Annotated in this window: 21 protein-coding genes; 12 read left to right on the forward strand and 9 right to left on the reverse strand. The window is 61.7% G+C overall.

Annotation, left to right across the window (positions count from 1 at the left end; all coding sequences use genetic code 11):
* Nucleotides 1-9: 9 nt before the first annotated feature.
* Both P2Q66_RS09755 and P2Q66_RS09760 read right to left on the reverse strand, forming a co-directional pair.
* A complete protein-coding gene (locus tag P2Q66_RS09755; protein ID WP_275727596.1) occupies nucleotides 10-1,170 on the reverse strand; it encodes a substrate-binding domain-containing protein in 1,161 nt (386 codons plus the stop codon).
* 41 nt (nucleotides 1,171-1,211) lie between these two features.
* The gene (locus P2Q66_RS09760; protein ID WP_275727598.1) at nucleotides 1,212-1,694 is read right to left on the reverse strand and encodes a hypothetical protein; all 483 of its coding nucleotides are present in this window, start codon (nucleotides 1,692-1,694) and stop codon (nucleotides 1,212-1,214) included.
* 218 nt (nucleotides 1,695-1,912) lie between these two features.
* Here P2Q66_RS09760 and P2Q66_RS09765 point away from each other — a divergent pair, with 218 nt between their 5' ends.
* Both P2Q66_RS09765 and P2Q66_RS09770 read left to right on the forward strand, forming a co-directional pair.
* A complete protein-coding gene (locus P2Q66_RS09765) occupies nucleotides 1,913-2,992 on the forward strand; it encodes a LacI family DNA-binding transcriptional regulator (RefSeq protein ID WP_275727600.1) in 1,080 nt (359 codons plus the stop codon).
* Nucleotides 2,993-3,114: 122 nt separating this feature from the next.
* The gene (locus P2Q66_RS09770; RefSeq protein ID WP_275727602.1) at nucleotides 3,115-3,756 is read left to right on the forward strand and encodes a DUF1345 domain-containing protein; all 642 of its coding nucleotides are present in this window, start codon (nucleotides 3,115-3,117) and stop codon (nucleotides 3,754-3,756) included.
* Nucleotides 3,757-3,813: 57 nt separating this feature from the next.
* On the opposite strand, the gene P2Q66_RS09775 is transcribed toward P2Q66_RS09770, so the two are convergent.
* Genes P2Q66_RS09775 through P2Q66_RS09785 form a run of 3 tightly spaced genes read right to left on the reverse strand, consistent with a single transcriptional unit; the run spans nucleotide 3,814 to nucleotide 6,778 of the window.
* Nucleotides 3,814-4,407, reverse strand: a complete 594-nt coding sequence (locus tag P2Q66_RS09775; RefSeq protein WP_079595151.1) for a hypothetical protein — start codon at nucleotides 4,405-4,407, stop codon at nucleotides 3,814-3,816.
* Nucleotides 4,408-4,421: 14 nt separating this feature from the next.
* Nucleotides 4,422-5,570 carry a zinc-dependent alcohol dehydrogenase gene (locus tag P2Q66_RS09780; protein WP_079595846.1) on the reverse strand — a complete coding sequence of 383 codons (1,149 nt, stop codon included), beginning with the start codon at nucleotides 5,568-5,570 and terminating at the stop codon, nucleotides 4,422-4,424.
* Between the two features lie 59 nt (nucleotides 5,571-5,629).
* Entirely contained in the window at nucleotides 5,630-6,778 is a 1,149-nt protein-coding gene (locus P2Q66_RS09785; RefSeq protein ID WP_275727606.1) for a glutathione-independent formaldehyde dehydrogenase, read from the reverse strand.
* Between the two features lie 764 nt (nucleotides 6,779-7,542).
* Between P2Q66_RS09785 and P2Q66_RS09790 the strand changes: the two genes are divergently transcribed.
* From P2Q66_RS09790 to P2Q66_RS09835, 10 genes are all read left to right on the forward strand, one after another.
* Nucleotides 7,543-8,553: a substrate-binding domain-containing protein gene (locus P2Q66_RS09790; RefSeq protein WP_275727609.1), complete on the forward strand. Its 1,011-nt coding sequence runs from the start codon at nucleotides 7,543-7,545 to the stop codon at nucleotides 8,551-8,553.
* A gap of 60 nt (nucleotides 8,554-8,613) precedes the next feature.
* Nucleotides 8,614-10,197, forward strand: coding sequence for a sugar ABC transporter ATP-binding protein (locus P2Q66_RS09795; protein WP_275727611.1), 1,584 nt, complete (start codon nucleotides 8,614-8,616; stop codon nucleotides 10,195-10,197).
* Between the two features lie 37 nt (nucleotides 10,198-10,234).
* Entirely contained in the window at nucleotides 10,235-11,305 is a 1,071-nt protein-coding gene (locus tag P2Q66_RS09800) for an ABC transporter permease (protein WP_275727614.1), read from the forward strand.
* A gap of 46 nt (nucleotides 11,306-11,351) precedes the next feature.
* A complete protein-coding gene (locus P2Q66_RS09805; protein WP_275727616.1) occupies nucleotides 11,352-12,302 on the forward strand; it encodes an aldo/keto reductase in 951 nt (316 codons plus the stop codon).
* A 42-nt stretch (nucleotides 12,303-12,344) separates the two neighbouring features.
* Nucleotides 12,345-13,997, forward strand: a complete 1,653-nt coding sequence (locus tag P2Q66_RS09810; RefSeq protein WP_275727617.1) for a GMC family oxidoreductase — start codon at nucleotides 12,345-12,347, stop codon at nucleotides 13,995-13,997.
* A 62-nt stretch (nucleotides 13,998-14,059) separates the two neighbouring features.
* On the forward strand, nucleotides 14,060-14,749 hold the full coding sequence (locus P2Q66_RS09815) for a gluconate 2-dehydrogenase subunit 3 family protein (RefSeq protein ID WP_275727618.1): 690 nt from the start codon (nucleotides 14,060-14,062) through the stop codon (nucleotides 14,747-14,749).
* Between the two features lie 149 nt (nucleotides 14,750-14,898).
* The gene (locus P2Q66_RS09820; protein ID WP_079595144.1) at nucleotides 14,899-15,891 is read left to right on the forward strand and encodes a substrate-binding domain-containing protein; all 993 of its coding nucleotides are present in this window, start codon (nucleotides 14,899-14,901) and stop codon (nucleotides 15,889-15,891) included.
* A gap of 180 nt (nucleotides 15,892-16,071) precedes the next feature.
* Nucleotides 16,072-17,163 (forward strand): nitrilase-related carbon-nitrogen hydrolase, encoded by a 1,092-nt coding sequence (locus tag P2Q66_RS09825; protein WP_079595143.1) that lies wholly within the window; start codon nucleotides 16,072-16,074, stop codon nucleotides 17,161-17,163.
* A 205-nt stretch (nucleotides 17,164-17,368) separates the two neighbouring features.
* Complete coding sequence (locus P2Q66_RS09830; RefSeq protein ID WP_275727620.1) at nucleotides 17,369-19,114, forward strand: ABC transporter ATP-binding protein; 1,746 nt, start codon at nucleotides 17,369-17,371, stop codon at nucleotides 19,112-19,114.
* Nucleotides 19,111-21,147 (forward strand): ABC transporter ATP-binding protein, encoded by a 2,037-nt coding sequence (locus P2Q66_RS09835; protein ID WP_275727622.1) that lies wholly within the window; start codon nucleotides 19,111-19,113, stop codon nucleotides 21,145-21,147. Before P2Q66_RS09830 ends, P2Q66_RS09835 begins: the two co-directional genes overlap by 4 nt.
* A 179-nt stretch (nucleotides 21,148-21,326) precedes the next feature.
* On the opposite strand, the gene P2Q66_RS09840 is transcribed toward P2Q66_RS09835, so the two are convergent.
* The 4 genes from P2Q66_RS09840 to P2Q66_RS09855 all read right to left on the reverse strand — a co-directional run bounded on the left by P2Q66_RS09840 (nucleotide 21,327) and on the right by P2Q66_RS09855 (nucleotide 26,531).
* Nucleotides 21,327-22,223, reverse strand: coding sequence for a Shedu anti-phage system protein SduA domain-containing protein (locus P2Q66_RS09840; protein WP_275727624.1), 897 nt, complete (start codon nucleotides 22,221-22,223; stop codon nucleotides 21,327-21,329).
* Between the two features lie 9 nt (nucleotides 22,224-22,232).
* On the reverse strand, nucleotides 22,233-23,954 hold the full coding sequence (locus P2Q66_RS09845; protein WP_275727626.1) for an N-6 DNA methylase: 1,722 nt from the start codon (nucleotides 23,952-23,954) through the stop codon (nucleotides 22,233-22,235).
* Nucleotides 23,955-24,042: 88 nt separating this feature from the next.
* Nucleotides 24,043-25,365, reverse strand: a complete 1,323-nt coding sequence (locus P2Q66_RS09850; RefSeq protein WP_275727628.1) for a hypothetical protein — start codon at nucleotides 25,363-25,365, stop codon at nucleotides 24,043-24,045.
* Nucleotides 25,362-26,531, reverse strand: coding sequence for a DUF262 domain-containing protein (locus tag P2Q66_RS09855; protein ID WP_275727631.1), 1,170 nt, complete (start codon nucleotides 26,529-26,531; stop codon nucleotides 25,362-25,364). Before P2Q66_RS09855 ends, P2Q66_RS09850 begins: the two co-directional genes overlap by 4 nt.
* Nucleotides 26,532-26,999 lie beyond the last annotated feature (468 nt).

Consider the following 26,999-nt stretch of genomic DNA (forward strand, 5'->3'; position numbering starts at 1 on the left):
CGGGTCTGGCTACTGCTTGTAGGACTCTTGGATGTCCTTCGGGGCGTCCTCGTGGTAAACCTGCTTCCAGGCTTCGAGGACGTTTGAGTGGTCAACGGGGAGGGCGCTCAACGCCACGTAGGCCGGCGCTTCCTTACCGAGCAGGGCGCCTGCGCCCAGCCGTGCTTCAGTAACACCCTGGTCGAAGGGAACCTGCGCTCCGAGGCCGACGACCAGCTCGTCCTTGGCCAGGGCGATGGCAACGTTCTTGCCGAGGTCCTCTGTGGCGATCTTCAAGTCCTTCCGGCCGGAGGCGCGGGCTGCTGCCATGACACCTTCTGCCGGGACGTCCCATACCGCCCAGATGCCGGCGAGATCGGGATACTTGCTGATCATGGCGTTGGCCGCGGCCTGGGCGTCTCCAGCGAAGTCCGGACCGGCGATGCCCTTTTCCTCCACTATCTGGATCTCCGGGTATTCCTTGGTGATCGTGTCCTTGAAGCCTTCGTGCCGCTGCTTGGTCACAAAGAAGTCGGCCTGGTGGAAGACAAGGCCGATCTTTCCCTTGCCGCCGAGCGCTTTGGCCATCTGGTGGGCGGAGACGACGCCGTTGCCGTAGTTGTCGGCAGAGACAACGGAGACGTAGTCCTGGCCGGCGGTCAAGCCCTGGGGAACGTTGTCCATGAAGATGAGCTTCGTGCCGGCAGCAGCGGCCTTCTTGTAGGCGGAGGCGGTGGCAACGGGATCCGTGGGGATGGACACGATGATGTCCGGGTCCTGTGTCATCACGGTCTCGAGGTCGGAGACCTGCTTGTCCGGCTTGAAGTTCGCATCGGTTGTGGCGATGACCTTGATGCCCAGCTTTTCGAATTCGCTCTTCAGTCCGTTGACTTGTGCTGTGGCCCAGTCGTTGCCGCCGTAGTGCATCACGATGGCTGCTGTGGCGTTGAGTCCTTTGACCTTTTCGATCTCTTCCGGGGTCAGATCTGCAACGGACGCCGGGGAGGGCGTTTCGCCATTGGGGCCCTTGCTCAGGACTTGTCCCCTGATCTTGTCGAGGGCCTGTTGGGCCTTTTCGGAGATACCGGCGTCGGGAGCGTTCGAGCTAGCCGTTGTGGAACTGCTGCAGGAGGCGACCGAAAGTGACAGGACTGCTGCCACGGCCATGAGGGGAAGCCTGCGGATCATCATTGTTCTCCAGTGCTTTGAGGTGGATGGATGGTTGGGGTAAATCAAGCGAGGGCTATGGCCAGCGCCGGGGGAATCGGCGACAGGATGAGGCCGCCCGCCGCAGAGGCCGAACGGATAGCGCCGGCCTTGTCCGAAGCGCACAAAATCGCTTGTGCATGTTCTTTGTTGACGAAGAAGCCCAGGGAGCACGGCCCATAGTGGGTTTGCACCCATCTCACTGCCTCGCCTGCCGCTTTAGTCATGTCACCGCCGGCTTCGGCAGCGGGGCCTTCCAGCGTGGACACAGATGCGCCTCCACCCGACGTGTCAACGGTGATGACCATGCTGGCCCAAAGGACGTTGTCATCGAAGATGCAGACAACGGCCGAGGAGCCAGCGGTAACGAAGGCCCGGACGGCTGCCGCGAGATCATCGACTGCTTCATCAGTGAGGAGCAATGCCAGATTTGCCCACTGCCCCCGGTGAATATTTCGAAGCCTGAAACAGGAATCGAGCGCAAGTGCATCTGCAACGGTGCCAGGCATTTCCGCTCCTTCCTCATTGAATGTTTTTGCTTCCGTAAACGCTAACGCTGGTACCGTGAACGTTTACGGAGACGATCGTAAACGTTTACGGAACGAGGTGTCAAACCTCACAGCAGCCCGACGGAGGAGCAATGGACAGGACCGGCGTCGACATAGGATTGACAGGCACGCCGTACCGGCGCCGGCGTCGGTACTGGCGACGCGAGACAGGAGAGACCATGGCAGACGCTGCAATCCCGCGCGGGGCGAATGGGCGCCTTTCGGACGCTTCGCCGCGGCGGAAGCCGACCATCAACGATGTTGCCCAACTCGCCGGAGTGTCGTTTGGCACCGTCTCACGGGTTCTCAACGATGCACCGGATGTCAGTGCCGCAACCCGCCAGCGCGTTTTGGACGTCATCAAGGACATCGGGTATCGCCGGAACAGGGCTGCGACCGCGCTGGTCACCAGCCGGTCCACCTCCATTGGGATACTGTCCGACGGCTCCCCTCGGTTCGGTCCTGTCGGGACACTCATGGCCCTCGAGAACGTGGCGCGGAAGAAGGGCTACGCCACAACCGTCATCAGTGTGGAGCAGCCCTACGCACAGTCTGTGCAGCCCGCCCTGGACACCCTCGATGACGTCGGCGTGGGTGGAATCATCGTCATCGCACCAGTGGTGGATATGGCGGCAGCAGTCTGGAACGCATCGTGCCGGGTGCCCGTGGAGATGATTGCCGCAGGTGCATCATCCACCCCCAACGTGTTCACATACTCTGAAAACCAGGAGCTCGGAGCACGGCTGGCCACCCAACATCTCATCGACCTGGGCCACACAGACATCGCCCACATCGCCGGCTCCATGGACTGGTTCGATGGACGGGTGCGCAAGCGCGGCTGGGAGGCCGCGCTTCGTGACGCGGGCCTTTCGCCCGGGCTCTGCCTCGAGGGCGACTGGAGCCCCCGATGGGCCTACGAAACGGGCCTCCAGCTGGTCCGCGAAGACAGGATCCCCCAGGCGATCTTCGCGGCCAGCGACCACACTGCCCTCGGGCTTATTCGCGCGTTTGCCGAAAATGGGGTCCACGTCCCGGACGACGTGAGTATTGTCGGCTTCGACGACATCGAAGGTTCCGACTATTTCCTGCCGCCCCTGACCACCGTGCGCCAGGACTTCACTGCATTGGCGCTGATGAGCATGGAGGTGCTTATCGGTGCCATGGAGGGGCAGGAGGTAGACCGTACTCCCATCGCACCCACGCTTATTGTACGCAACAGCTCCACCCGCGCCACACCCCGCAAGTCACCGGAGGCGTAGCGAAAAAACCCTTGCGCGCACGTCCACCACTGCGCACACTGGACGGATGTGAGGATTGAACCCTGCCGGATTCAGGACCCATGAGACCAGGGTGGGCCGGCACGTCCCTTCGAGGAGCATCAATGAACGGTCGGATCCTGTCAGCTCGCCGTGCTCTTGTCTGCGTTGCAGCCGGGGCAGTGGCCGGCACCGTCGCAGCGGTAGCCGTAGAACCTTCCCTTGGGCCCCTGGTCGGGTGGTGCACCGCCGGCGTCACCGCTCTGGCATGGGTGTGGCGGATCTGCTGGCGAAAGGATCCACCGGGGACTGAACGCCTCGCGCGCGAGGAGTCCGCCTCCCGTGTGACCGACAACGCGATCGTCACGGCTTGTATCGCGAGCATCGCGGCCGTGGTGGTCGCACTGATCCAGTCCAGCGACCGGAGCGAAGATCCCACCTCGGTGGCATTGGTCATCCTGGGCGTGCTCGGCACGATAGTTGCGTGGGCGCTCGTCAACACCGTCTATGCCTTGAAATACGCCCGCATGTACTTCCTGGATCACCCCGACGACGGGTTCGACGTCAAGCAGGAGAAGCAGCCTACCTACAGCGACTTCGCCTACTTCGCCTTCACCGTGGGGATGTCCTACGCCGGGCCTGAGATCGAGCCGATCAATACTGAGGTCCGACGCAAAGCTCTTCTGCACGCTCTGCTGTCGTATTTCTTCGGCACAGTCCTGATCGCGGTCTCCATCAATCTCGTCACGAACCTGGGCCAAGGATGACGTGCGGGTGTCACCAGCAAATGCCTTGCTGGTGACACCCTTCGCCGTTCTGGCAGATCAGTTGTCAGGCTCTGTGCGCTCCTTTCGCAAGGTCCTATAGGCCGCTGCGAGCCCTACAGCCGCCAGCACCCAGGGGCCGGCCACGATGATCGGGTCGATCCACTGGTGGTTGGTGTCGGCCCGCTTTTGTCCGAAGCGTGAGCTTATGCCGTGGCTGGAGAACTCGCTGAGCACGCCGGTTTCGGTCACGGGGTTGTCCGGGCGCAGCGTCGCCAGGGACTTCACGTGGTGTTCCGTGGCGTCCACGCGGTCTGCGGCGACGAGCAGGAGCCAGTGCGCTGCCCGGCCCTCGCTGTACTTGTAGGCGTACTTCCGGATGGCCCCGGACGCGCCCTTGGGTGGGGTGGAGGTCCCGAAAACGGGGGTCAGGAAGGCGTGTTCGACGGACCGTTCCCGGGGCCACTTCTCGGGCTGGCGCTCAGGGAAGTCCCAATGTGCGCCGGTTTCGATGCCAGGTTGTTCGCGGGGGTAGGAGGGCCTGTCGGCCGGGTCCAGGTCCGCACCCCAGCCCGGGATCCGGGCGCGCAGGTCCTCCACTGACTCCTTCAGGGCCGGCTTGGCCGCGGTGTAGGGCGTTGGTATCTCAGCCATGATGGTTTTTCCTTTCAGGCCGCGCTGGGAATGACGAGGGGCTTGATGCATTCATCGAGCTTCGCGGAGAAGATGTGGTATCCCTCGGCGATGTGTTCCAACGGGATGCGGTGGGTGACGATGTCGCTGGGCTTGAGGTACCCGTTGCGGATGTGTTCGAAAAGCCGCGGCCACTGCCGTTTGACCGGGCACTGGTTCATCCGCAGCGTCAATCCTTTGTTCATGGCATCGCCGAATTTCACGGCACTAAAAATCGGGCCGTAGGCGCCCACCACGGACACGGTGCCGCCCTTGCGGACGGAGTCGATGGCCCAGTTCAGGGCGATGGGGGAGCCGCCCTGGAGTTTCAGTTTGCTGCTGGTGACGTGCTGCAGGAAGTTGCCGTCCGCCTCGGCCCCCACCGCATCAATCACGACGTCGGCGCCCAGGTAGTCAGTGGCTTTCTTCAGGTGCACCACAATGTCGTCGTATTCCGCGAAGTTGTACGTTTCGGCGTGGGCGAAGGTGCGGGCCTTCTCGAGCCGATACTCCAGGTGGTCGACCACAATCACCCGGCCTGCGCCCATCAACCACGCGGACTTGGCGGCGAACAGGCCCACTGGCCCGGCGCCGAACACCACCACCGTGTCGCCTTGGACGATGTCGCCGAGTTGGGCGCCGAAGTAGCCGGTGGGCAGGGCATCGGTGAGCAAGACGGCGTCCTCTTCGTCCATCCAGTCCGGGATCAAGCCTGGCCCGACGTCGGCGAACGGTACCCGCACGTACTCGGACTGGCCGCCGTCGTAACCTCCGCAGGTGTGGGAGTAGCCATAGATGCCGCCCACCGCCGTCGCGTTCGGGTTCACGTTGTGGCAGTTCGAATACAGGCCGCGGGCGCAGAAGTAACAGGACCCGCAGTAGATGTTGAACGGGACCATCACCCGGTCCCCGACAGCCAGGTTCTGCACCGAGGAGCCCACCTCGTGCACCACGCCGATGAATTCGTGCCCGAAAGTCATTCCCACCCGGGTGTCCGGCATCATGCCGTGGTAAAGGTGCAGGTCAGAACCGCAGATCGCAGCCCTCGTCACCCGCACGATCGCATCATTAGGATGCTCGATTTTAGGGATGTCCTTTTCTTCCACGCGGACCTTGTAGGGCCCGCGATACACCATTGACCGCATCAGTACCACCTCCGGGAAATAGTTTGTTCAGTCATCGGAATTCTCCTGTCCCGGTTCTCTCAGGCGTGGGCCGGGTGGAGGACGACTTTGGTCCAGCCGTCTTCGCGGCTGTCAAAGTTCTTATAGCCCTCGGGGGCCTGGTCCAGCGGCAGCTCGTGGCTGACGAGGAAGGAAGGGCTGGCTTTTCCGCCGGCGATGAGGTCGCGCAGGGCCCGGTTGTATTTCTTGACCGGGCACTGGCCCGATCCCATTGTCTGTCCCTTGAACCAGTAGTTTCCGTAGTCGAAGGCCACCTGCCCCTGCTTTTCGAGCTCATCGGGGGCGCCAGGATCCTGGGGCAGGAACACGCCTACCACGCCCAGGCCGCCGACGAACCGGACGGAGTCCACGAGCCGGTTCAGGGTCTGGTTGGGATGTTCGTTTCCGGCCGGGTCGTGTGCCTGGTAGCCGACGCATTCGCAGCCCCGGTCGGCCCCGAATCCCATGGTCTGGTCCTTGACGAACTCGACAGGGTCCACCGCGGAATCATCCACAGGGATGGCGCCGATCTGCTCGGCCAGCTTCAAGCGGTCCTTTTGGCGGTCTACGACCATGACTTTGCCGGCGCCTTTGATAATGGCCGAGTAGGCTGCCATCAGGCCTACTGGTCCCGCACCATAGATGACCACGGAGTCTCCCGGGTACACCCCCGCGAGCTCGGTGGCGTGCCAGCCGGTGGGGAAGATGTCGGCGACCATGACATAGTCGAGCTCTTTCTCCACGGAGTCCTCGCCCAGGCGCAGGCAGTTGAAGTCCCCGTACGGCACCCGCAGGTATTCGGCCTGTCCGCCCTGGTACGGGCCCATGTCCGCGAAACCGTAGGCTGCGCCCGCGAGCTGGGGTTCCGGCTGCATGGTGAGGCAGTAATTGGTGAAGCCCCGATCGCAGTTCTTACAGAATCCACAGGCGATGTTGAACGGCAGCACGACACGCTCGCCCACCTTTACTTTGCTGACCGCCGGGCCGGTCTCAACCACTTCGCCCAGGTTCTCGTGACCAAAGGTGCGTCCGGGTTCGAAGCTGGTGCGGCCCTCATACATGTGCAGGTCCGAGCCGCAGATATTCGCAGCGGTAATCCGCACCAATACGTCGGCGGGGTGCTCGATTTTGGCGTCCGGTACGTCCTCAACGCTGACGTCTTTCGGTCCTTTGTAAACTACTGCCTTCACTTTTCCGCTCTTTTCTTTTATCCCATCCCGATCGTGGGCGCAGTGGTACCTTCCGGGCGCAGCAAAGCAAGGGACCTGCAGGACTGCGGCCCGGAAAAAAGGGGGGGAGTGGCACCCGATACGCGTATTGGAGCTGGCGAGGGAATGGGGGAACAAGGATAGTGGCCCTGAGCCCACCCAAGGCTCGTAAGGCCAAAAGGTTTTCAGACCGCCAGGCTGTTGGGAAAATCCCGCCTGACGGCTGTACGCAAAAGAGAACTGATCGAGCCTTAATGCTAAGCAGCCTTAGTAACGATGTCGAGGGGCATCCCCGAAATCTTCCCCCAATCGTGGGTTGGGTAGCTGAGCTTCGAGGAGGCAGCCGCGGATGCTCCGTGCCAGCGCTACACATCGACCTGCGATGGAAAGCGTCGGTAGTGACTACATTCCTTCTGGCCGATCTTGCCGTAGGGGCGTGGTCGGCCGAGCTGCTGAGTTAGCGATAAATCAGCACCCTTACTAATGCTGCTGGCGCGGTCAGTGAGCTCTTTTCCCTTTATTTCTGCCACTTTGCTTGCGAATAGCACCAGCCGTCACACCTTTAACGAGTTTTCCGAAAACCCTTGATAGTGCGCTAACTCAGCATGTAAGTTAGCTCACAGCCCCAAAGGTGGGGTGATCACGAACACAAGGGAGTGTTGTTCATGCGGAGAACTACAACTGGAATTCGTCGGAACAAAAGACTTGGCAAGGCGGCTCTGTGCGCTTCCGTCCTGACGGTCGCCATGCTTGGGCTGGCCGGGTGCAAGGGCGGCGCCACCGCGGACAATGCGGAGGAGAAGGCAAGCGGAAAGGGGCTTGTCATCGGCTGGAGCCAGCGCGGCATCAGCGGCAGTGACTGGTGGAAGACCCTCGTTGAGGGCGGCCAGGCTGAGGCGGGGAAGATTGGGGCGCGCCTCGAGTTGCTTGACGCCAATGGTGATACCGTCCGGCAGAACGCTGACGTGCAGACCCTCATCACAAAGGGCGTAGACGTCGTGGTGATGAACCCGAACGACCCGCTCGGCGTCGGACCCTCGGTTCAGGCGCTGAAGGATGCGGGCATACCCGTCGTCACCGTCAACTCAAGCCTGGATAAGTCACTGGTCCCGGACATGTTCTGCTACGTTGCCGAGGACCAGGAGCACACCGGCTCACTTGCCGGCGAAACCGCTGCCCAGAAGGCGCTCGAGAAGTACGGCGACAACGGCCAGATCAAGCTCGTCGGTATCGGCGGCTTCCCGGGAGACGTGTTGAGCGATCTCCGGTTCAACGGTTTCATGGCGGGGTGGAACCGCGTTATGGATAAGCACCCGGGCGTCACCACCGTAAAGCTCGATACGAAGTACGGGGAATGGAAGCCCGACAAAGCGCTCGCCCCGATCCGTGACGTGGCCACCGCCAACCCGGACATCAAGGTTGTCTACAGCATGAGCGACGTGATGCATGGCGGCATCGTTCAGGGCCTGCAACAGGCCGGTCTCTGGGGTGACGGGATCATCATGGCCAGCTATGACGGCGGCATGGGAGCGATCAAGGAAATGGTGGACGACCCGACGGGTCCGTTGCAGGCGGATGCCTCCAACCAGCCGTGGGACCAGGGAGCCGCCGCAGTGCAGATGGCACTTGCTGCCTTCAATGGCGACCAGGCCCAGTGCCCGGACAAGACGAACTACATCGACACGACGGTCATCACGCCCGCCGAGGCGCCGGATTACTACGTCCCCACGGACACCTATGTCCGCGCAAAAGACTGAGCTCCCTGGCCGGCGCTGCCCCGTGGCCGGCAGTTCCACCCAGAGCCCTATATAAGGAGCATGATGCTCGCCCATAACCAGGTCTCGCCTTCCACCGCAGCGGCGGAGACGGCACGAGACACCCATGACGGCGCTTCGGAGCTGCGGCTCGATGGCGTCACCAAGTCCTATCCCGGCGTCCAGGCGTTGAAGGGAGTCAGCTTCAGCGTCTCCCGCGGATCCATTCACGCACTTGCCGGGCAGAACGGCGCAGGCAAGTCGACGCTCGTAAAAATCCTCTCCGGAGCGGAGTCCCCGGACGGCGGGACCATCCGCCTTGGCGGCGAGCTTCAGCGTTTTCGAGACCCCATGGACGCCCAGCGCGCCGGGATCCACACAATTTACCAGGAACTCTCGCTCGTGCCGTCCCTCTCGGTGGCCGAGAACATCTTCCTGGGACAGTTGCCCCGGCGGGCGGGGGCCTCTGTCGACTGGCAGCGTATGCAGGCAGAAGCCCGGACCGCGCTGGACCGGGTAGGTTTCGATCTCGATGTCCGCCGCCCCGTGGCAAGTTACTCCACAGCGGAGCAACAGGCTGTGGAGTTGGCCAAGGCCCTGCACAAGGACGCCCGGGTCCTGCTTCTGGATGAACCCACCTCCACGTTGCCCCTGCCCGATGTTGAACGGCTGTTCACCGTCCTCCGCTCCCTGTCCGAACAAGGCGTGACGCTGTTATACATTTCGCACCGCATGGACGAGCTGTTTTCGCTCTGCGACGCCGTGACAGTGCTGCGCGATGGGGTAAACGCTGCGGATTTGAAGACAGCAAACTCCAAGCCCGCGGACGTGGTCACGGCAATGGTCGGGAAGAGCCTCGAAGGGTCCATTGCCGAAGCGGCCCTCCGCGGGGAACGCTCGCCCAGCCTCGGCGCCGGACCGAAGGAGAGCATCATCCTCTCCGCCCGCGACCTCTCAGAGCAGGGGTACGTGGACAAGGTGTCGTTCGAGCTGCGTGAAGGCGAGGTGCTCGGCATCTCGGGGCTCATCGGCAGCGGCCAGTCAGAACTGGCTGGCCTCATCGCTGGTGCGCGGAGGCGGACTTCCGGCGAGATCCGCGTCGACGGGAAAGCGGTGGACTTCCGTGCCCCCCGCGACGCGATCCGCCGCGGGATCGGGCTGCTGCCGCAGGACCGCAAGGCAGCGGGCTTCATCCCGGACATGGGCGTTGCCGGCAACATCACGCTGGCCAGTTTGCCGCAATTCAGCCGGTTGAGCCTGATCCAGTCCCGGCGGGAACGTGCCGTGGCCGGGGAGATGGTGGGCCGGCTCGGCATGAAGGTATCCGGAGTGCATCAGCCGCTCAAGACGCTGAGCGGGGGAACCCAGCAGAAGGCCATCCTGGCCCGCTGGCTTGTCCGCCAGTCACGCATCCTCGTTTGCGACGAACCCACCCGCGGCGTGGACGTCGGGGCGAAGGAGGACATGTACGAGCTCATCCGCGAGTTCGCGCAGGCCGGCGGAACCGTCGTGGTGGCGAGCTCGGAGATCACGGAGGCGATGATGTGCGACCGCGTCCTCGTGATGGCGCGCGGCCAGGTCGTCGCCGAACTCGACCATGACGACATCGACCCCTCCGGCAACGCCATCCTTGAGCGCTTCGCCTGACGGGCCCCCCAATCAGTTTCTATTCAGGAGTACACCTATGTCCCGGACCTTGTCGTCCCTGCCGCCAACGAGTGGCGCCCCCTCCCCGTCCCCATCGCCATTGGCCAGCATCGGCTCCCGACTGCGGGGCAGCACCCTCCGTGCCCTGCCGAAGAGCTACCTTATCCTTGTGCTCCTCGCGATCGTCGCGGTGGGCTATTACGTCTCCGACGACTTCCTGACGTTCCGCAATGCTGAAAACGTGATCACGGCCGCCTCGATCGTCGTCGTGCTGGCAATCGGCCAATACTTTGTCATCCTGACGGGCGGCATCGACCTCTCCGTAGGCTCGATCCTGGCCATGTCCACGGTACTTACGGCACTGACCCTGCAAGCCGGGATGCCCGCCGGCGCATCCGTCGTGTTTGTGCTTGCCTGCTGCGCTGCCGCCGGACTGATCAACGGCATCCTCGTCGTTTGGTTGAACATCCCTCCGTTCATCGCGACGCTCGCCATGATGAGTGCCGTCAAGGGCTTCAGCTACATCATCCAGTCAACAAGCCTGATCGAGATCAAGGACCAGTGGATCATTCAGGTTTTCTCCCGCGGCAGCTTCCTCGGCATCCGCAACCCCGTCCTGATCTTCATCATCGTGGCCGTGATCGCGGCGCTCGTGGCCAAGTACACCACGTTCGGTCGCTCGCTTTACGCGATTGGCGGCAATCCTGAAGCATCGCGGCTTTCGGGCCTGCCTGTGGCGCGGAACCTGATCATCACCTACACAATCTCCGGCGTGCTCGCCGGCCTGGCAGGCCTGGTCGCCGCCGCCCAGCTGCGGCAGGGAAGCTCGCTCATCGGCGTAGGTTACGAACTTGACGCCATAGCAGCCGTCGTGGTGGGCGGCGCATCCCTAATGGGAGGCAAGGGCGATCCCCTGAACGCCGTGATCGGGGTGTTCATCCTGACCACCATCATCAACATCATGAACCTCGTAGGGATCTCCTCCGAGCCGCAGCTGGTCATCAAAGGCGCAGTGATCATCCTCGCCGTCTTCCTCTCCAGCGCAGGCGGCGTCCAGAGGATCTCCGGATTCTTCGCCAAACATTTCCGGCGCACCCAGCCCGCATAGCCGCGTACCCATCGTCATCCCAATTCAGCTTCAGAAAGCAGGAATCATGTCCATTCACCCCTTCGGACGCACCGGCCTGACCGTCTCCGACATTTGTGTCGGCACCAGTGCGCTCGGCAGCTTTCCCGCCCAGTACGGTTACGAGGTCGACGAAGACACCGCCGTCGCCACGATCCACCGCGTCTTCGACGGGCCCTTCACGTTCATTGATACGTCGAATGAGTACGGCGGCGGTGCAAGTGAAGAGCGGATTGGCCGGGCCATCGCCGAGCGCGGCGGCATCCCCGAGGGATACGTCGTCGCCACGAAGGTCGATCCGCTTCCCGGCAGCACCGACTTCTCCGGGGACCGCGTCCGCCGGTCCGTCGAGGAGAGCCTCGAGCGCCTCGGCCTCGACAAACTCCAGCTCGCCTACCTGCACGACCCCGAGAAGATCTCCTTCGAGGAGGGGGTGGCCAAGGGAGGCCCGCTGGAAGCCCTCGTCGATCTCCGGGACCAGGGTGTTATCCAGCACTTGGGTGTCGCCGGAGGCCCGATCGACCTGGAGCTGCAGTACCTGGCGACCGACGCATTCGACGCCGTCATCAGCCACAACCGCTACACGCTCGTTGAACAGACTGCCGAGCCGCTCCTGGAGGACGCGGCCCGCCGCGGGGTCGCCTTCGTCAACGCCGCACCGTTCGGCGGCGGGATGCTCGTCAAAGGACCCAGGGCCGTCCCGCGGTACTGCTATGCACCTGTGGACCAGGCGACCATCGGCAGGGTCCTGCGCATGGAAGAACTGTGCGCGCAGCACGGCGTCCCGCTCGCCGCAGCTGCCCTGCAATTCTCCGTGCGTGATGAGCGCGTGGCGTCCACCATCGTCGGAATGTCCCAGCCGAGCCGCGTCGAGGAGACCCTCCGCCTGCTCAACCATGACATCCCCCAGGAACTCTGGGACCAGCTCCTGCCTCTTGCACGCGAGGGCCGGAACGGTATTGAAGCCGTGACGGTCTGACCGCTGGGGCGAGTAGCAGGAATTACGAAAGGAAACGAAGCAATGATCAGGAAGAAGCAGCCTGAGCCGGTGGACGTCGTCATCGTCGGCGCAGGCGCCGGCGGGGCAACCGCGGCAAAGGTGCTGTCGGAGGCCGGACTGAAGGTGGTGGGCCTCGAGCGTGGGCCCTGGCTGAAGCCCGAGCACGCCTCGGGGGACGAACTCAAGTTCCTCAACCGGAATTTCATCTGGCAGGATCCGAAGATCAAACCGCGGACCTACCGCCCAAACGACAAAGTAGAAGCCGAAATCACCAACTTCTCAGCCACGCCGCAAGTCGTCGGCGGAGGCACCACCCACTGGGGTGGCATGGTCCCGCGCATGGCCGAGAGCGATTTCAAGCTGCGCAGCCTGCACGGCGATGTTCCGGGAGCAAGCCTTGTCGACTGGCCCATCTCCTATGACGAACTGGAGCCGTACTACACACGCGTTGAGTGGGAGTTCGGCACGTCGGGTCTTGCCGGGGCGAACAAATGGGAAGCGTGGCGCAGCCGCGGCTACCCCACCAAGCCGTCACCGCTGAGCCAGATCGGGCGGACCTTCGCCACCGCGATGTCCAAGCTCGGGCATGGTACGTTCCCCATGCCGCAGGGCATGGTGACCGAACCCTACCGGGGGCGCCAGCCATTCAGTGAGAACGGTTTCTGGCAGCAGTACCCGGACCCGGGAAGCGGCAAGTCATCCACGCTGATCAGCTTCATCCCGGACGCCGTTGCGACCGGGCGCTACGACCTCCGATCCGACTGCTATGTCAGCGAGATTCTCGTCGGCAAGGACGGCCGCGCCACCGGTGTCCGCTACCAGGACGAGGACGGCGACGAGTTCGTCCAGCACGCCAAAGCCGTGATCGTCTGCGGCGGCGGCATCGAAACCCCGCGCCTGCTGCTCATGTCAAAGTCAGGACTCTTCCCGGACGGACTCGGCAACGGCAGCGGCATGGTAGGGAAGAATGCAACCTTCCATCAGTACTCATTCTCCGTGGGCTTGTTCGACCGTGAGGTCAGCGACCCGCTTTACGGGTGGGCGGGCCACTACATGAGCCTCTGTTCGTTCGACTTCTACGAGACGGATGAGAGCCGGGGCCACATCCTGGGATCACTGATCTTCCCGTCCATGATCGGACACCCGGTGAACTGGAGTTACCCCGGCCGGCCTACGTGGGGCCAGGCGGCAAAGGACTCCGACCGCGAGTTTTTCAACCACAGCATGAAGATCGGTGTCCTCCTGCATGACCTGCCGGTGGAGGACAACCGGGTCGACCTTGACCCGAACGTCAAGGACGCCTGGGGTCTGCCGGTTGCCCGTATTACCCATACGCCCCACTCCAATGACTTTGCGCAGGAACGCTGGCAGGTCGCCAAGAATGGAGAAATCCTGGAGGCTGCAGGGGCGAAGAAGGTCATCCCGGTCAACATGGAGCGGATCACCGGCAACACCTCGCACGAACTGGGCACCGCCCGCATGGGCAATGATCCTGCGACGTCCGTCGTGGACCGCTGGTGCCGCTCGCACGAAGTACCAAACCTTTACGTCTTCGACGCGAGCTTCTTCCCGACAGCGACCGGTATCAATCCGGCCCTGACGATCATGGCGAATGCCTGGCGGTGCTCCGACCGCATTCTTCAGGTGGACCGCCATGGCTGGTCCGAAAACTGACTCGCACTTAACACAGGACACGAAAGGACAGATGTCATATGGGACAGGCGGAATGGGCTACGGTGCCCATCTCAACACGGGACGTTGACGGCCCGGTCTTCTTCACCGAGCACGAGTGGAACACCATCGAAGCGGCGTCGGCCCGGATTATCCCCACCGACCACCACCCGGGTGCACGTGAGGCCAAGGTGGTCCGCTTCATTGACCGGATGCTTGCGGGAACGCAGTTCATCTTCCCGGCAGCGGACGGCAACGGGTTCCTCCGGATGGGGGGCCGCGACGAGGCCGCATGGCAGGAGCGCATCAAGCAGCGCCGGGAGTTTTACCGTGAGGGTGTCCTGGAGCTGGACCGGCTGGCGAAAGAGCGTGCTGACGTCGAGTTCCTCGGACTTACGGAAGAGGACCAGGACGCGGTGCTCGAGACACTGTCGGGCGCGGCGAAGCCACACGCTTTCTCGCTGGAGCACTCCGAGGTGGGTCTTGGCGGCGCGCCGGCAGGAAACCAGCCGGTCAATGAGGACTTCCTGGAGTTTTTCCCGCTGCTGGTGCTCAACACCCGCCAGGGGTTTTACGGCGACCCGGTGTATGGAGGGAACGAGAACCGCGTCGGTTGGGGTGTCATCGGCTTCGACGGACCTCCGTCGCTGGCCTCAACAATGGACGGCAGCTACACCACCCGCAAGTACATGGTGGAGGGGGCCGAGTGGCCGTACGACCAGCATCCCGAAGTCCTGCGGTACCGGCGTCCGTGACAGCTGGCGCGCCGACCGGCGGCGCGTTCCGGGGCTCCTCAAGGGTGGCCGGGGATAATGGAGTGGTGTCCACGACTCCCGCGCCTTCAGAAGCCCGAAACACCAACGGGCGCGGGGAGCGGCTGGCCTCCAGGTCAAAGGCTCCCCGGATGTCCGACGTTGCCCGGCTCGCCGGGGTGTCTCAGCAGACGGTGTCACGGGTAGTCAGGGGAGCCACCAATGTGGATCCAGACATCCGACAACGCGTGGAGCACGCAATAGCGCAACTCCGGTACCGGCGAAATCCCGCAGCCGCGGCGCTCGCCAGCAACCGGACCATGACGATCGGTGTTGTCAGCTTCGAACTGTCGGTCCTGGGCCCAACGGTGGCCCTGTACGGTATTTCGGAGGAAGCCCGGCAACATGGCTACGCTACGCGTCTGGTCACGTTGGCCAGTCTCGAACGGCGGGATATCCGGGCAGCCTTCGAATCCATCAATTCGGACACGGTCGACGGCGTAATCGTGCTCGCGCCCCTGTTGGATGCGATCACGGTGCTTGAGGACCTCGACATCGGTGTCCCCGTGGTCACCTTCCAGCAGGGATCGCACCCGAGCCCCACAAGCGTTTCCGTTGACGAAGTGCGGGGTGCCCGGATGGTGGTGCGCCACTTGCTGGACCTCGGGCACGAAACGGTGTGGCATGTTCAAGGCCCTCCGGGTTGGATGGCAACATCAGCCCGGGTCCAGGGATGGGCGGCGGAACTGGGCGCGGCTGGACGCGTCGTTCCGACGCCGCTCGCAACGACCGATTGGTCGGCCGCTGAGGGATACCGCGTGGGACGTGAACTCGCCGCGAGGAAGGATGTCACGGCGGTCTTTGCCGCCAACGACCCCTTCGCGCTCGGCGTGATTAAGGCCATGGACGACGCCGGGCGCAACGTGCCGGGCGATGTCAGCGTCGTGGGATTCGACGACGTCAAGGAAGCACCCTTCTTCCGGCCGGCACTGACCACGGTGAAGCTGGACTTCGAAGCCATCGGTCACATCGCTGTAGGCCGCGTCCTCGCCATGATCAAAGAGGAGGCGGAGGGGGACATCCCCCTGCTGGAACCGCTCCTCATGCTCCGCGACACCACCGCGTCGCCGCGTAGCCGGCGCTGATACCAACAGCGTCTGCCTGCACCCGAACCGGGGGCTGAACTCCCAGCTCTGGGACCCCAAGGGCTCCTGGCCTATTTCTGAAAATCATTGACCTTCGGGTCTTGCAATTCCCTACCTCACCGCAATACGCTGAGTTAGCGCTAACTCAGTAACTCAAAGAAGAGAAAAGAGAGAAAAACAATGGTCGATCCATTTGTCGTCGTTGCGGTTTCGCCGCGGACAATCAATGTGAAGAATCCTGGTGACGGCGTTGCGAACGTCAAGCGCATCAACGAATTCATCGATACAGCAGTCATGGTCGGGGCCTGGGAGGGCTCTCCGGTCAAGCTGGTTGTCCTGCCGGAGATGGCTATCCAGGGCATGATCGCCAACACCCCGGGTAACCGGGAAAAGGAGCGCCACTTTGCTGTGACAATCCCCGGGCCGGAGACGGACGAGTTGGCCAAGAAGGCCGTGGAACTCAACACCTACATCGCTGCCGAGCTGTACATGGTCAAGGATGATGATTTCCCGGACCGCCACTTCAATGTCGCCTTTATCATCGATCCGCAGGGCGACATTATCTACAAGCGTTACAAGGCCACCAGTGATGCCTATGAGGGCGGCATGCTTGGCAACATGAACCCGCACGACGTGTGGGACGAGTGGATTGAAAAGAAGGGCAATGGCAATGCAATGGATGCCATTTTCCCTGTGGCGAAGACGGAGATCGGCAACATCGGGTACGCCATCTGCCACGAGGGTGTCTACCCTGAGGTGCCGCGTGGGCTCGCGATGAACGGCGCCGAAATTATTATCCGGGGCACCCTGATCGAGCCGGCCGTGCAGAACGGCATGTGGGAACTGCAGAACCGGGCACACGCCATGTTCAATTCGGCGTACGTCGTCGCCCCGAACCTGGGGCCCGAGGTCCGTGACGACGGGAGCATGCAGGACCTGTTTGGCGGCCAGTCCATGATCGTCGGTCCGCGGGGCCAGATCCTGACCAAGCAGCAGGGCTGGACGTCGGGTGACTCGTTCGTCTGCACCACGATCGACATCGAGGCGCTCCGCCGGGCCCGAGTCTCCAACGGCCTGTACAACCAGTACAAGGACCTGCGCACCGAGCAGTACCGGGTTATTTACGACACCCCCATCTACCCGAAGAACCAGTACCTCGACGCCCCTCCCGGTGAGGACTGGCTGGCCCGGGAAGACTCAACCCGAGCCGCCAACATCGAGAAACTCATCGAGCGCGGGGTACTCACGCCGCCCTCGGGTTACAAGGCCTAAATTGGGGGATTGGCCGGGGTGCTCTTAGCGCACCCCGGCCAATTCATGTCCTGATTTGGTGAAGACGCTTTTGCTTATGACGCACCTGAATACGCCCTCCGAGAACCGGCCCAACTTCTCTCCCAAAGGCACCGTTCCAGCCCAGCCTCCAGACGTAAACTGACCTTCGCACCACACCTTGTGGACACTGTGTCAGGAGCCGCCCATGCTCTGGAAGCTGCTTGTTGAATACCTGCGCCCGCACCGGAAGCTGCTGGCCGCCGTCGTGGTTTTCCAACTGGCGCAGTCCATCGCGTCCCTCTACCTGCCCACCCTGAACGCGGACATCATCGACGAGGGTGTGGCTAAGGGGAACGTCGGCTACATCCTCAGCCTGGGCGGGGTGATGCTGGGGATCACGCTGCTGCAGATCGTGTGCGCGGTGATCGCGGTGTACTTCGCGGCGAAGGCGGCGATGGGCGTGGGCCGGGACCTCCGGGACGCCATCTTCACAAGGGTGGGCGACTTCTCCGAGCAGGAGGTCACCAAGTTCGGCGCCCCCAGCCTCATCACCAGGTCCACCAACGACGTCCAGCAGGTCCAGCAGCTGGTGCTCATGTCCGCCACCATGCTGGTCACCGCGCCCATGCTCAGCATCGGCGGGGTGATCATGGCCGTGCGGCAGGACGCCCAGCTGTCCTGGCTGATCGCCGTCGCCGTCCCGGTGCTGCTGATCGCCGTCGGCCTGATTACCGTCCGGATGGTGCCGCTGTTCCGCAAGATGCAGAAGCGGATCGACACCGTGAACCGGGTCCTCCGCGAACAGCTCACCGGCATCCGCGTGGTGCGCGCCTTCGTCCGTGAGGACATCGAGACCGAGCGCTTCGCCCGCGCGAACGAGGACGTCACGGACACCGCACTGCGCGCCGGCCGGCTCATGGCTCTCGCGTTCCCCATGGTGATGCTCGTCCTGAACGTCTCGTCCGTGGCCGTGATCTGGTTCGGCTCGTTCCGCATCCAGGACGGCTCCATGCAGGTGGGCACGCTCATCGCGTTCCTGAGCTACCTGCTGCAGATCCTGATGTCCGTCATGATGGCCACGTTCATGGCCGTGATGATCCCGCGCGCCGCGGTGTCCGGCGACAGGATCGGGGAGGTGCTGCGGACCGAGTCGAGCGTCCGGCCGCCGCTGCATCCGGTGAGTACGACAGCGGCGCAGGACGGCCGCCGCGGCGAGCTGGAAATGCGCGACGTCGGATTCGCCTACCCGGGTGCCGACCAGCCGGTCCTCACCGGGATCAGCTTCACCGCCAGGGCAGGGCAGACGACGGCGATCATCGGCAGCACCGGCGCCGGCAAAACCACCCTGGTGAACCTCATGCCCCGGCTCTTCGACGCCACGGAAGGCTCGGTCCGGATGAACGGCGTTGACGTCCGCGAGCTGCACCCGGACCTGCTGTGGGGCCACATCGGCCTGGTCCCGCAGCGGCCCTACCTGTTCAGCGGCACCGTCCGCAGCAACCTGCTCTACGGCAAGCCGGACGCCACCGAGGACGAGCTCTGGTCCGCGCTGGAGATCGCGCAGGCCCGCGACTTCGTGGAACGGATGGAGGAGGGGCTGGACGCACCCATCAGCCAGGGCGGCACCAACGTCTCCGGCGGGCAGCGGCAGCGGCTGGCCATCGCCCGGGCCCTGGTGAAACGGCCCGAGCTCTACATCTTCGACGACTCGTTCTCCTCGCTGGACACCGGCACCGACGCCCGGCTCCGGCAGGCCCTCAAGCGCAGCACCGCCGGCGCCACGCTGGTGATCATCGCCCAGCGCGTCTCCAGCATCGTGGATGCGGACCAGATCTTAGTGCTCGACGACGGCAGGATCGTGGGGCGCGGAACGCACCGCGAGCTGCTGGAGACGTCCGAAACGTACCGCGAGATCGTCTCCTCCCAGCTGGCAGCGGAGGAGACGGTATGAGCGCGCCGCACCGCCCGCCGTCGTCCGCCTCTTCAGGAGCCACCGCTGGAACCGCACCCGGGGGCAAAACGGCAAGCGCCGACGTCGTCCGCATCCCCCGTCCGGCAGGCGGGCCGGGACGCGGCGGGCCGTTCGCGGGGATGAACGTCCCGGCGGAGAAGGCGATGAACTTCTGGCCGTCGGCCAGGCGGCTAATGGGGACGCTGCGGCCGGAGCGGGCGTGGCTGCTGCTGGTGTTCGTGACGGCGGTGGCAGGGGTGGCGCTGTCAGTGATCGGGCCGCGGCTGCTGGGGGAGGGCACCAACCTGATCTTCGCCGGCGTGGTGTCCCGGGAGCTGCAGGCCGGGGTGAGCAAGGAGCAGGTGATTGCGCAGCTGCGGGCGTCCGGGGAGGGGCAGCGCGCGGACATGCTCAGTGCCATGGACCTGGTGCCGGGGCAGGGCATCGACTTCGCGGCGCTGGGCAGTGTGCTGACGTGGGCGCTGGTGCTGTATGTGCTGTCGTCGGCGTTTATGTGGGTGCAGGCGTATGTGCTGAACGGGGTGGTGCAGCGGACGGTGTTCGGCCTGCGGGAGCGGATCGAGGCGAAGATTAACCGGCTGCCGCTGCGGTATTTCGACTCGATCCAGCGCGGCGAGCTGCTCAGCCGTGTCACCAACGACGTGGACAACATCTCCCAGAGCCTGCAGCAGACCATCAGCCAGGCGGTCACGTCGGTGCTGACCGTGGTGGGCGTACTGGTGATGATGGTGATCCTTTCGCCCACGCTGGCGCTGATCGCGCTGGTGATCATTCCGCTGACGCTGGGGCTGACGGCGCTGATCGCCAAGCGCTCGCAGAAGCTGTTTGTGGCGCAGTGGAAGCACACGGGGGAGCTGAACGGGCAGATTGAGGAGACGTACACCGGGCATGCTCTGGTGAAGGTGTTCGGCCGGCAGCAGGAGGTGGGGGAGCGGTTCCGGCAGAAGAACGCGGAGCTGTATGAGGCCAGTTTTGGGGCCCAGTTCATTTCCGGGCTGATCATGCCGGCCATGACGTTCATCGGGAACCTGGTGTACGTGGGGATCGCCGTGGTGGGCGGGCTGCAGGTGGCGTCCGGGGCGATGCAGCTGGGCGATGTGCAGGCGTTTATCCAGTATTCGAGGCAGTTCACCATGCCGCTGGCGCAGCTGGGGTCCATGGCGAATGTGCTGCAGTCGGGGGTGGCATCTGCCGAGCGGGTGTTTTCCTTGTTGGATGAGGAGGAGGAGTCTGTTGAGCCTGCCCCTTCTATTGGACCGGTGTTTGGGCGGGGGCGGCTGGTGTTCTCGGATGTGTCGTTCTCCTATTCGCCTGAGCAGCCGCTGATCTCTTCTTTGTCTTTGGTGGCGGAGCCGGGGCAGACGGTGGCGATTGTGGGACCCACCGGGGCGGGCAAGACCACCTTGGTGAACCTGATGATGCGGTTCTACGAGATTGATGCGGGGCGGATAACGCTCGACGGCGTGGACGTCACCTCGGTGCCGCGGCGCGAGCTGCGCTCGCGGATGGGGATGGTGCTGCAGGATACGTGGCTGTTCGCCGGGACCATCCGGGACAACATTGCGTACGGGCGGCCTGGGGCTACCGAGAATGAAATTTTGGAGGCTGCGCGGGCGACGTACGTGGACCGGTTCGTGCGGTCACTGCCGGACGGGTACGACACTCTGTTGGAGGACGAAGGCTCCAACGTCTCCGCGGGGGAGAAGCAGCTGCTGACCATTGCGCGGGCTTTCCTGGCCCGGCCTTCGGTGCTGATCCTGGACGAAGCGACATCGTCCGTGGACACCCGGACCGAGGTGCTGGTGCAGAAGGCGATGAGTGCCCTGCGGTCGGACCGGACGTCTTTCGTGATCGCGCACCGCCTGTCCACGATCCGCGACGCCGACCTCATCCTGGTGATGGAGGCCGGCCAGATCGTGGAGCAGGGGACGCACGCTTCACTGCTGGCTGCGGGCGGGGCTTACGCCAGGCTCTATGAGGCACAGTTCGCGGCTCCTGTGGCGGAGGTTTAACTGGCGTACTACGTTAGCTAGCAGTCGCAGTCACTCGGACTCATGTGTCATCTCTCATCGACTGCGGTTAGCGTCAGCCCTCTAGCAGAGAGCCAAACGAAGTTCGGAATTACGACTAAAGTAGGGCTGCTGGAAATGATTGACTCTGCCATTCCCTCTGCCGGGCGTCCCTTCCCGAGTCACTCTCCGTACTCGACGGCGTAAGTTCCTGATTTCCACCCCGCCCAATGCAGCCACCGGTGTTGCAAGTATTCAGAGCGTTCTGAGGTTAAAAGCTCGTGCCTGAATGGGCTTAGCTCGGGATTTTTGATGCGGGACGTCAGGATGTCGATCATGCCGGGGCCAGTCGTGAATGTGGGGGGAACTGCTCGAAGGGAAATTTGGCCGTTGGAATGCTGCTTTACAGTTGGAAACTGCGAGAAATTGCGATCTGGAGCTAGACGATCGTAGGACAAGATGTGAATATTTCTACTCGTTTCCAACTGCCCAACCATACTCGCTCGGTGACCCGGCGGGCCCTGCTCGAATTCGCTGCTTCTACCGTAGATCAGGACATACTGGGGCCGTATATCTCGAATCCTGAAGTCCCAGATAGCGTCTAGTACCTGTTCTCGGAAAAGGTTCTGGTTCGTTGGTTTCGCCCACCACGACTGCCACTGTGTGAGTTGACTTAGTGCCTGATTGAAATCTGCGCTGAAAGTGTCGATTGACGAAGGATTGAAATGAAGTTTGTTGGGCTTCTCAATCTCTACGAATGTAGGAAAAACAGCTTTAGAATGCGCGGTGATCCACATGAAGTCAGGAACACGATTGATTCCAATGCCTTGAAGTGCTGGCTGAGTGAAAAGCCCTTCACCCTGGACGCCCTTATAGTCGGCACCGCCAATGGCTGGCACAAGGCAAGGGTTCCATTCCAAAAAGCTCTGTACATCATCTTCTTCTGGAGATAATGCTAATAAATCTTTCCACGCCCCCAGTAACCAGGCTTCGTATTCCTCCCACTCAGTGGGGGCCGGACGGCTAGGATCGAGATCAGAACGTCCAGCCACGGGATCATTCGAAGGAAGCAACGACATTTTTACATACTAAGACTTTTGGCTGGCAGCCAGCAGGAAGCTTACGGTTTTTCCCTTTACGGCTTGTCGGGTGCTAAAAGACCGCGTTCTTCGTCTTTGTGACAGGGCAGCGTGGGCAGAACGTATGCTGTCTAGTTCCAATGGTGTCATGAGACCACTCCCGACTAGCAAAATGTGGTCGACCAGCGAAACGGCTTCCATTAGTTGGTTGTCCTGTAAGAGTTTGGCCACACGATGGCGAACTCCACGGAGGGCATCGGCGCAAGTTTCGATAAGATCGCGGGAGGGCATGGCCCACACGTCTGCTTCGCGCGGTTCAATTTTCAGGATGCCGCCGCCGTATGAGCGCCCGACCATCTCGGCACTCAGCAGCGTGGCTGAGTTCAAACTTGCTAACGGCAACAACTCTTTGCCTAAGTCCTTTGCCTCGGGCCTGAGGTAGACGCCGTGCACGGAATTTAAATGATGAGCTTGAGCTGTGTTGGTAGTCAGTCGAGCGGTATCAGCATTCATGCATGTCAGCAATAAATCTGCGGGGGCGAGCAGGGGAACTCGGTACCAAGGACTCCGGATCCGACATTTGTAAGCACCATCGACGCCTGCAATGTGGCCCGCTTCAATATAAGCAGCCGATGCAGGGGAGGGAACTTCTCGGGGACGAAAAAGATACGTCGCTTTCCCTTCAGAACCAAGCCGCGAGAGCATCTCAGAAGACAAGGATAGTTGCCGAAGGTGGGCGCTTCCTGGTGGCGACAGCCGCAGAAGGTCGGCGTCTGGAATGTTCAGTTCCTCGACGCGCGCGGGGGTAAGAGCAAAGTATTTGTTGTTACCTGTGACCATGCCCAGCGTGGTGTCGCCCCACTGCTCCAAAAGGGAAAAGTGACCAGCAACCCGAAGGCTAGCAAGGCACTCAAGTGCCTCTCCACCGACTAAGCTCGCGGTCCATTTCGCTGAGGGATCGGACGGGACCCAACGCTTACCTGTCGTGTCCGTGTGAAGATCCTCAGCGTTGCGCGCGTGTCGAATGATGGCGGCATCTGTCGGTCCTTCATTGAAGCCCTCAGCCATCAGCAGAACAACGTCTGCCTCGACCTCGGGGAACACCTGCTCATCAAACAGCACCAACTGAACACTGCGGAATCTGTCGAAAAGGAACCGCCGAATTGGAGCTGCATAGTTGACGCTGAGTAGCTCAGCTGGAAGCACTAGTCCTAACCTACCGCCATCCTTCAAGAACAAAGCAGAATGAACCGTGAACGCGGCCCAACTCGATGCAAGCCCGGACAGAGCGACGCCGGCCTTCAACGCAGCCTCGCGTGATCGGGTCCGGGACGCCCCGCTGAACTCTTGAAAGCGGATGAAAGGCGGATTGCCGATAACAGCGGAGTAGCTGGGAATGGGATCAACCAGGAAGAAATCGCTTACCGTGATTTGCGGGACGCCACCAGCCTCTATCACACGCGACTCAGCACGTTCCGCACTGGGTGCGTGTATTTCGACCCCATCAACGATGGGCGCCTTGGTAGAGTCACCCGCTAGGCTTTGTAGCCGCCTAACGGCGTCGACTAAGAACACTGCGTCGCCAGCCGAGGGCTCCAATACACGGTCGCATGGAGTCCTAACAGCCCAATCGGTGACAAAACTCGAGATTGCAGCTGGTGTAAAGAAGGCGCCCCGGGCCTTCCTCAGCTCCGCCGTATCTACATCGGACATGGGAACTGGATCAGGCATGACCCTATTCTGCCTTGACCGTACGACAACGAAGGAACTGGCACGTGGTTCGGCTGTGGAGATGGGCAGGTCTTGGAGGCGGGACCTCCTAGGGAAGTGAACTTAGAAAGGCCGCTGCTTCTCCCTTGTTGTTGTCCACCCATACTCGCGCCATCGTATCGAGAACGTGCGTTCTGACTCCCAGCCGGGCACACATTCCGTTGACCCAATCATGGTCATCTGATCCCTCCAAGGCATCCAAGGCTCTGTTCACCAGTGGCAATGGCTGATTTAGTGCCGCCGCCAACACAGGAGCATCCAGCACCAATTCTCTGAACAGGGCATCCGGCGCCTTATCTGTGGGTAGGAAGAGCGACGGCCACTTAATTTCAGATTCCGGCCCCCGACCGTCGAAACCTGCGCGCTGGTCACCGTCGAAGACCAATGCCATTGACAGCCTCATTCCGCGGTACCTAGGAAGGTGCTGGGCCAGCTTCCGCAAATAGCCATCTCCGTCTTTCCAGATCACTGACGTAGATGCTGTAAGCCAACCTCCTTCCGTATCTAATATGGCCCGCACTAGTGCTGCTGCCGATTCGTCCTCACAGAAGAGTAGGGAGCTGACGGGGCGGGCGGGAAGGAGGTCAGACGCAACGGATACTCCGTGCTCCCTGGAAGAGTAAGCCTCCACACCATCTTCACCCCGCCTGAGAAGGACGAATGCATCATTTTGGCAAGCCGCCTCAACTATGGCCTCGGAGTGGGTTGCGATGAGAAGATTCCAGTGGTTTGCCCGGGCAACTTCGAGCAGCCTGACGAGAAGGCGCTCAGCTGTGATGGGAGGCAGGAATGCGTCCGGCTCATCTAGCAGGAAGTAAACATCTGCAGCATCCCTATACTGCGCGAAGATCCAGAAAAGCAGGTGTACTGAGTACTCGCCTAGGCCCATGTCGAGAGACGAGTATTCGATGCCCTTATGTTTCACGCGAAAATGAGGGACCAGGACCTGATCTTCTGGCCAACTGAAGCTCGAAAGGTAATCTTGAGTGGGTTCAAAATCGAGAGAATACCACTCAACATAGTCGTAATCGCGCCCGACAATTCGATTCAGGTGCTCAAGCGTGGTCGAATCAAGAGTCAAAGGACCTGTCTCATCCGCCATTTCCGCGATGTCATCCCTCGCTCGAAGATTCACCCGTGCATGCTCGCAAAGCTCATGTAGGCGAATAAGGATTGCCTTGTCACCAAGGGAGTCATTGAGTGAACGAAGAGTCCTTGTTTTTCCCGCCCCATTAAGGCCAGCGAAAACAGTACAGGGGCCGGGAAGAGTGAGTGTGACGCCGGATGCATCGATGGCAACCTGGACGGGATCCTGTCCTGTTCTTTCTTTAATCAGTTTCGCCCATGCTTGTCGTTCTGCAACCAATCTCATTGGACAGCGCCTTCACGGGTCATGCTCAATACGGAACGCCAGTTTGAGCTCCCTATGAACTTGAACGTTAAGTCTTGAACTTCATCACGTCGACTCCGGAGAATCTCCCGGATGAGAACATGGGACTCATTTAGGCTCGGGGTGTGGAATCGCGCCGCCGAATACAAGTGAAGGACAACATCGCGGGCCAGCACTGAGCTTACGTCCGTGACGCGATAGGAAGCACGGTCGTCATAGAGGGCAACGGCTCCGTATATGGGGTCCGACGAGTCTGAAACGTCTCCCGTTTTGATCGTCTTGCGCTCCAGTTCGAATCTGGACAAAAGATTTTCAGGCAAGGGATGTCCCGTTAACTGAGGACTCCAGAATGAGTAGACAAGCCAGGTGAAGAGCGTGGCCTTATTGAAACGTATGCGGCCGTCGCTGGCTTTTACCTGCTTAAGGAGTTCAAAGCCAGCTGCTTTGACACCAGCAATAGTTTCCGGGGTGAAGACCTCTGAGCGGTAGAACTCCTCGACGACTCCGTTGTTAATATGCTGGCCCAAATCACGTCTTTCGACGGCAACACACGTGCGGGCGATAATGTCGTCATAGGCTAGGCGGCCATTAGAAAATCCTATCGCTTCGTGCCGCAGGAGGCCCTCATCGGCAAAAAGCACGACGAGGTCCTTCACCTGGTCGCGAGCTCGGCCATGCAGGGCATTTCGTTTCTCGGGCGGGGTGAGGTTGTAGGACTGGTTGAGCCGAAAAAATAGTTCATTGGGTTCTTGAGGTTCAAATTCTTTCAAGGTGACAATTGGTAGTGCAAAGCGCCTAAGTGCGCGACGATCTTGGTCTGGCAACTGCGAAAACTTTTTACCGTGTAGGTGCTGTATTGCCGCATCGTGGGGATCAATCGTACCGTCTATCGAAAACTTATCGGTAAAAAAATCGCGCACCGCGGCTAGTCTCTGCTGTCCATCGAGGACAACCTCCGTTCCGTCATCTTTTCGCACGATATGTATTGCGGGGACATACCATTTGCGAAGGATGGAATCTATGAGTCGTTGGCGACGGCGGTTATCCCAAATTTCTCCGCGCTGGAAGTCGGGTTGCAAATCCAATTCCCCATCGATGATGCGACGAACGATTGACTCCAGCTCCAACTCTGAGCGGTCTAGCTGCATGTGTCCTCTTTGGGCTCGCGAGTTTTGCTCTGAAGCAACTCGAAGGCGGATATGAATCTTGAGTCATAATGCCACAGGATTGACGTAGTGCTAGGTGGCTTCTGTAAGAGGGGTCGCCTAAGTCAATTAGTCCCCAGCCTGCATGTGGAACCGGAATTCGTCCACGCCCGGCTGCTCGCCACGGAGTCGACCGGCCACGAGGAGTCAAACATCGGGGATCTTGTTAACCGAGTCCAGCAGTCGGTAACCGATTGGGAAGTCGGGCACGGCCACAAAAGCGCTAAGACCGCCCATGCATTCTCCAGTTGTCGGGGATCTACGACGTACTGCTGACCTTCGCCCCACGCGGATGCCCCTGGGCACCTTCGAAACACGGGCCAATGAACTTCGGATCAACCGCACTCGCTGTAAACTCCGGACAATCCGGCACTCACCGTGAGCGTTCCATTAAACTTTGCCTTCAACCAC

It is taken from the genome of Arthrobacter sp. Cr_A7 (assembly GCF_029222765.1).
Classification (GTDB): domain Bacteria; phylum Actinomycetota; class Actinomycetes; order Actinomycetales; family Micrococcaceae; genus Arthrobacter.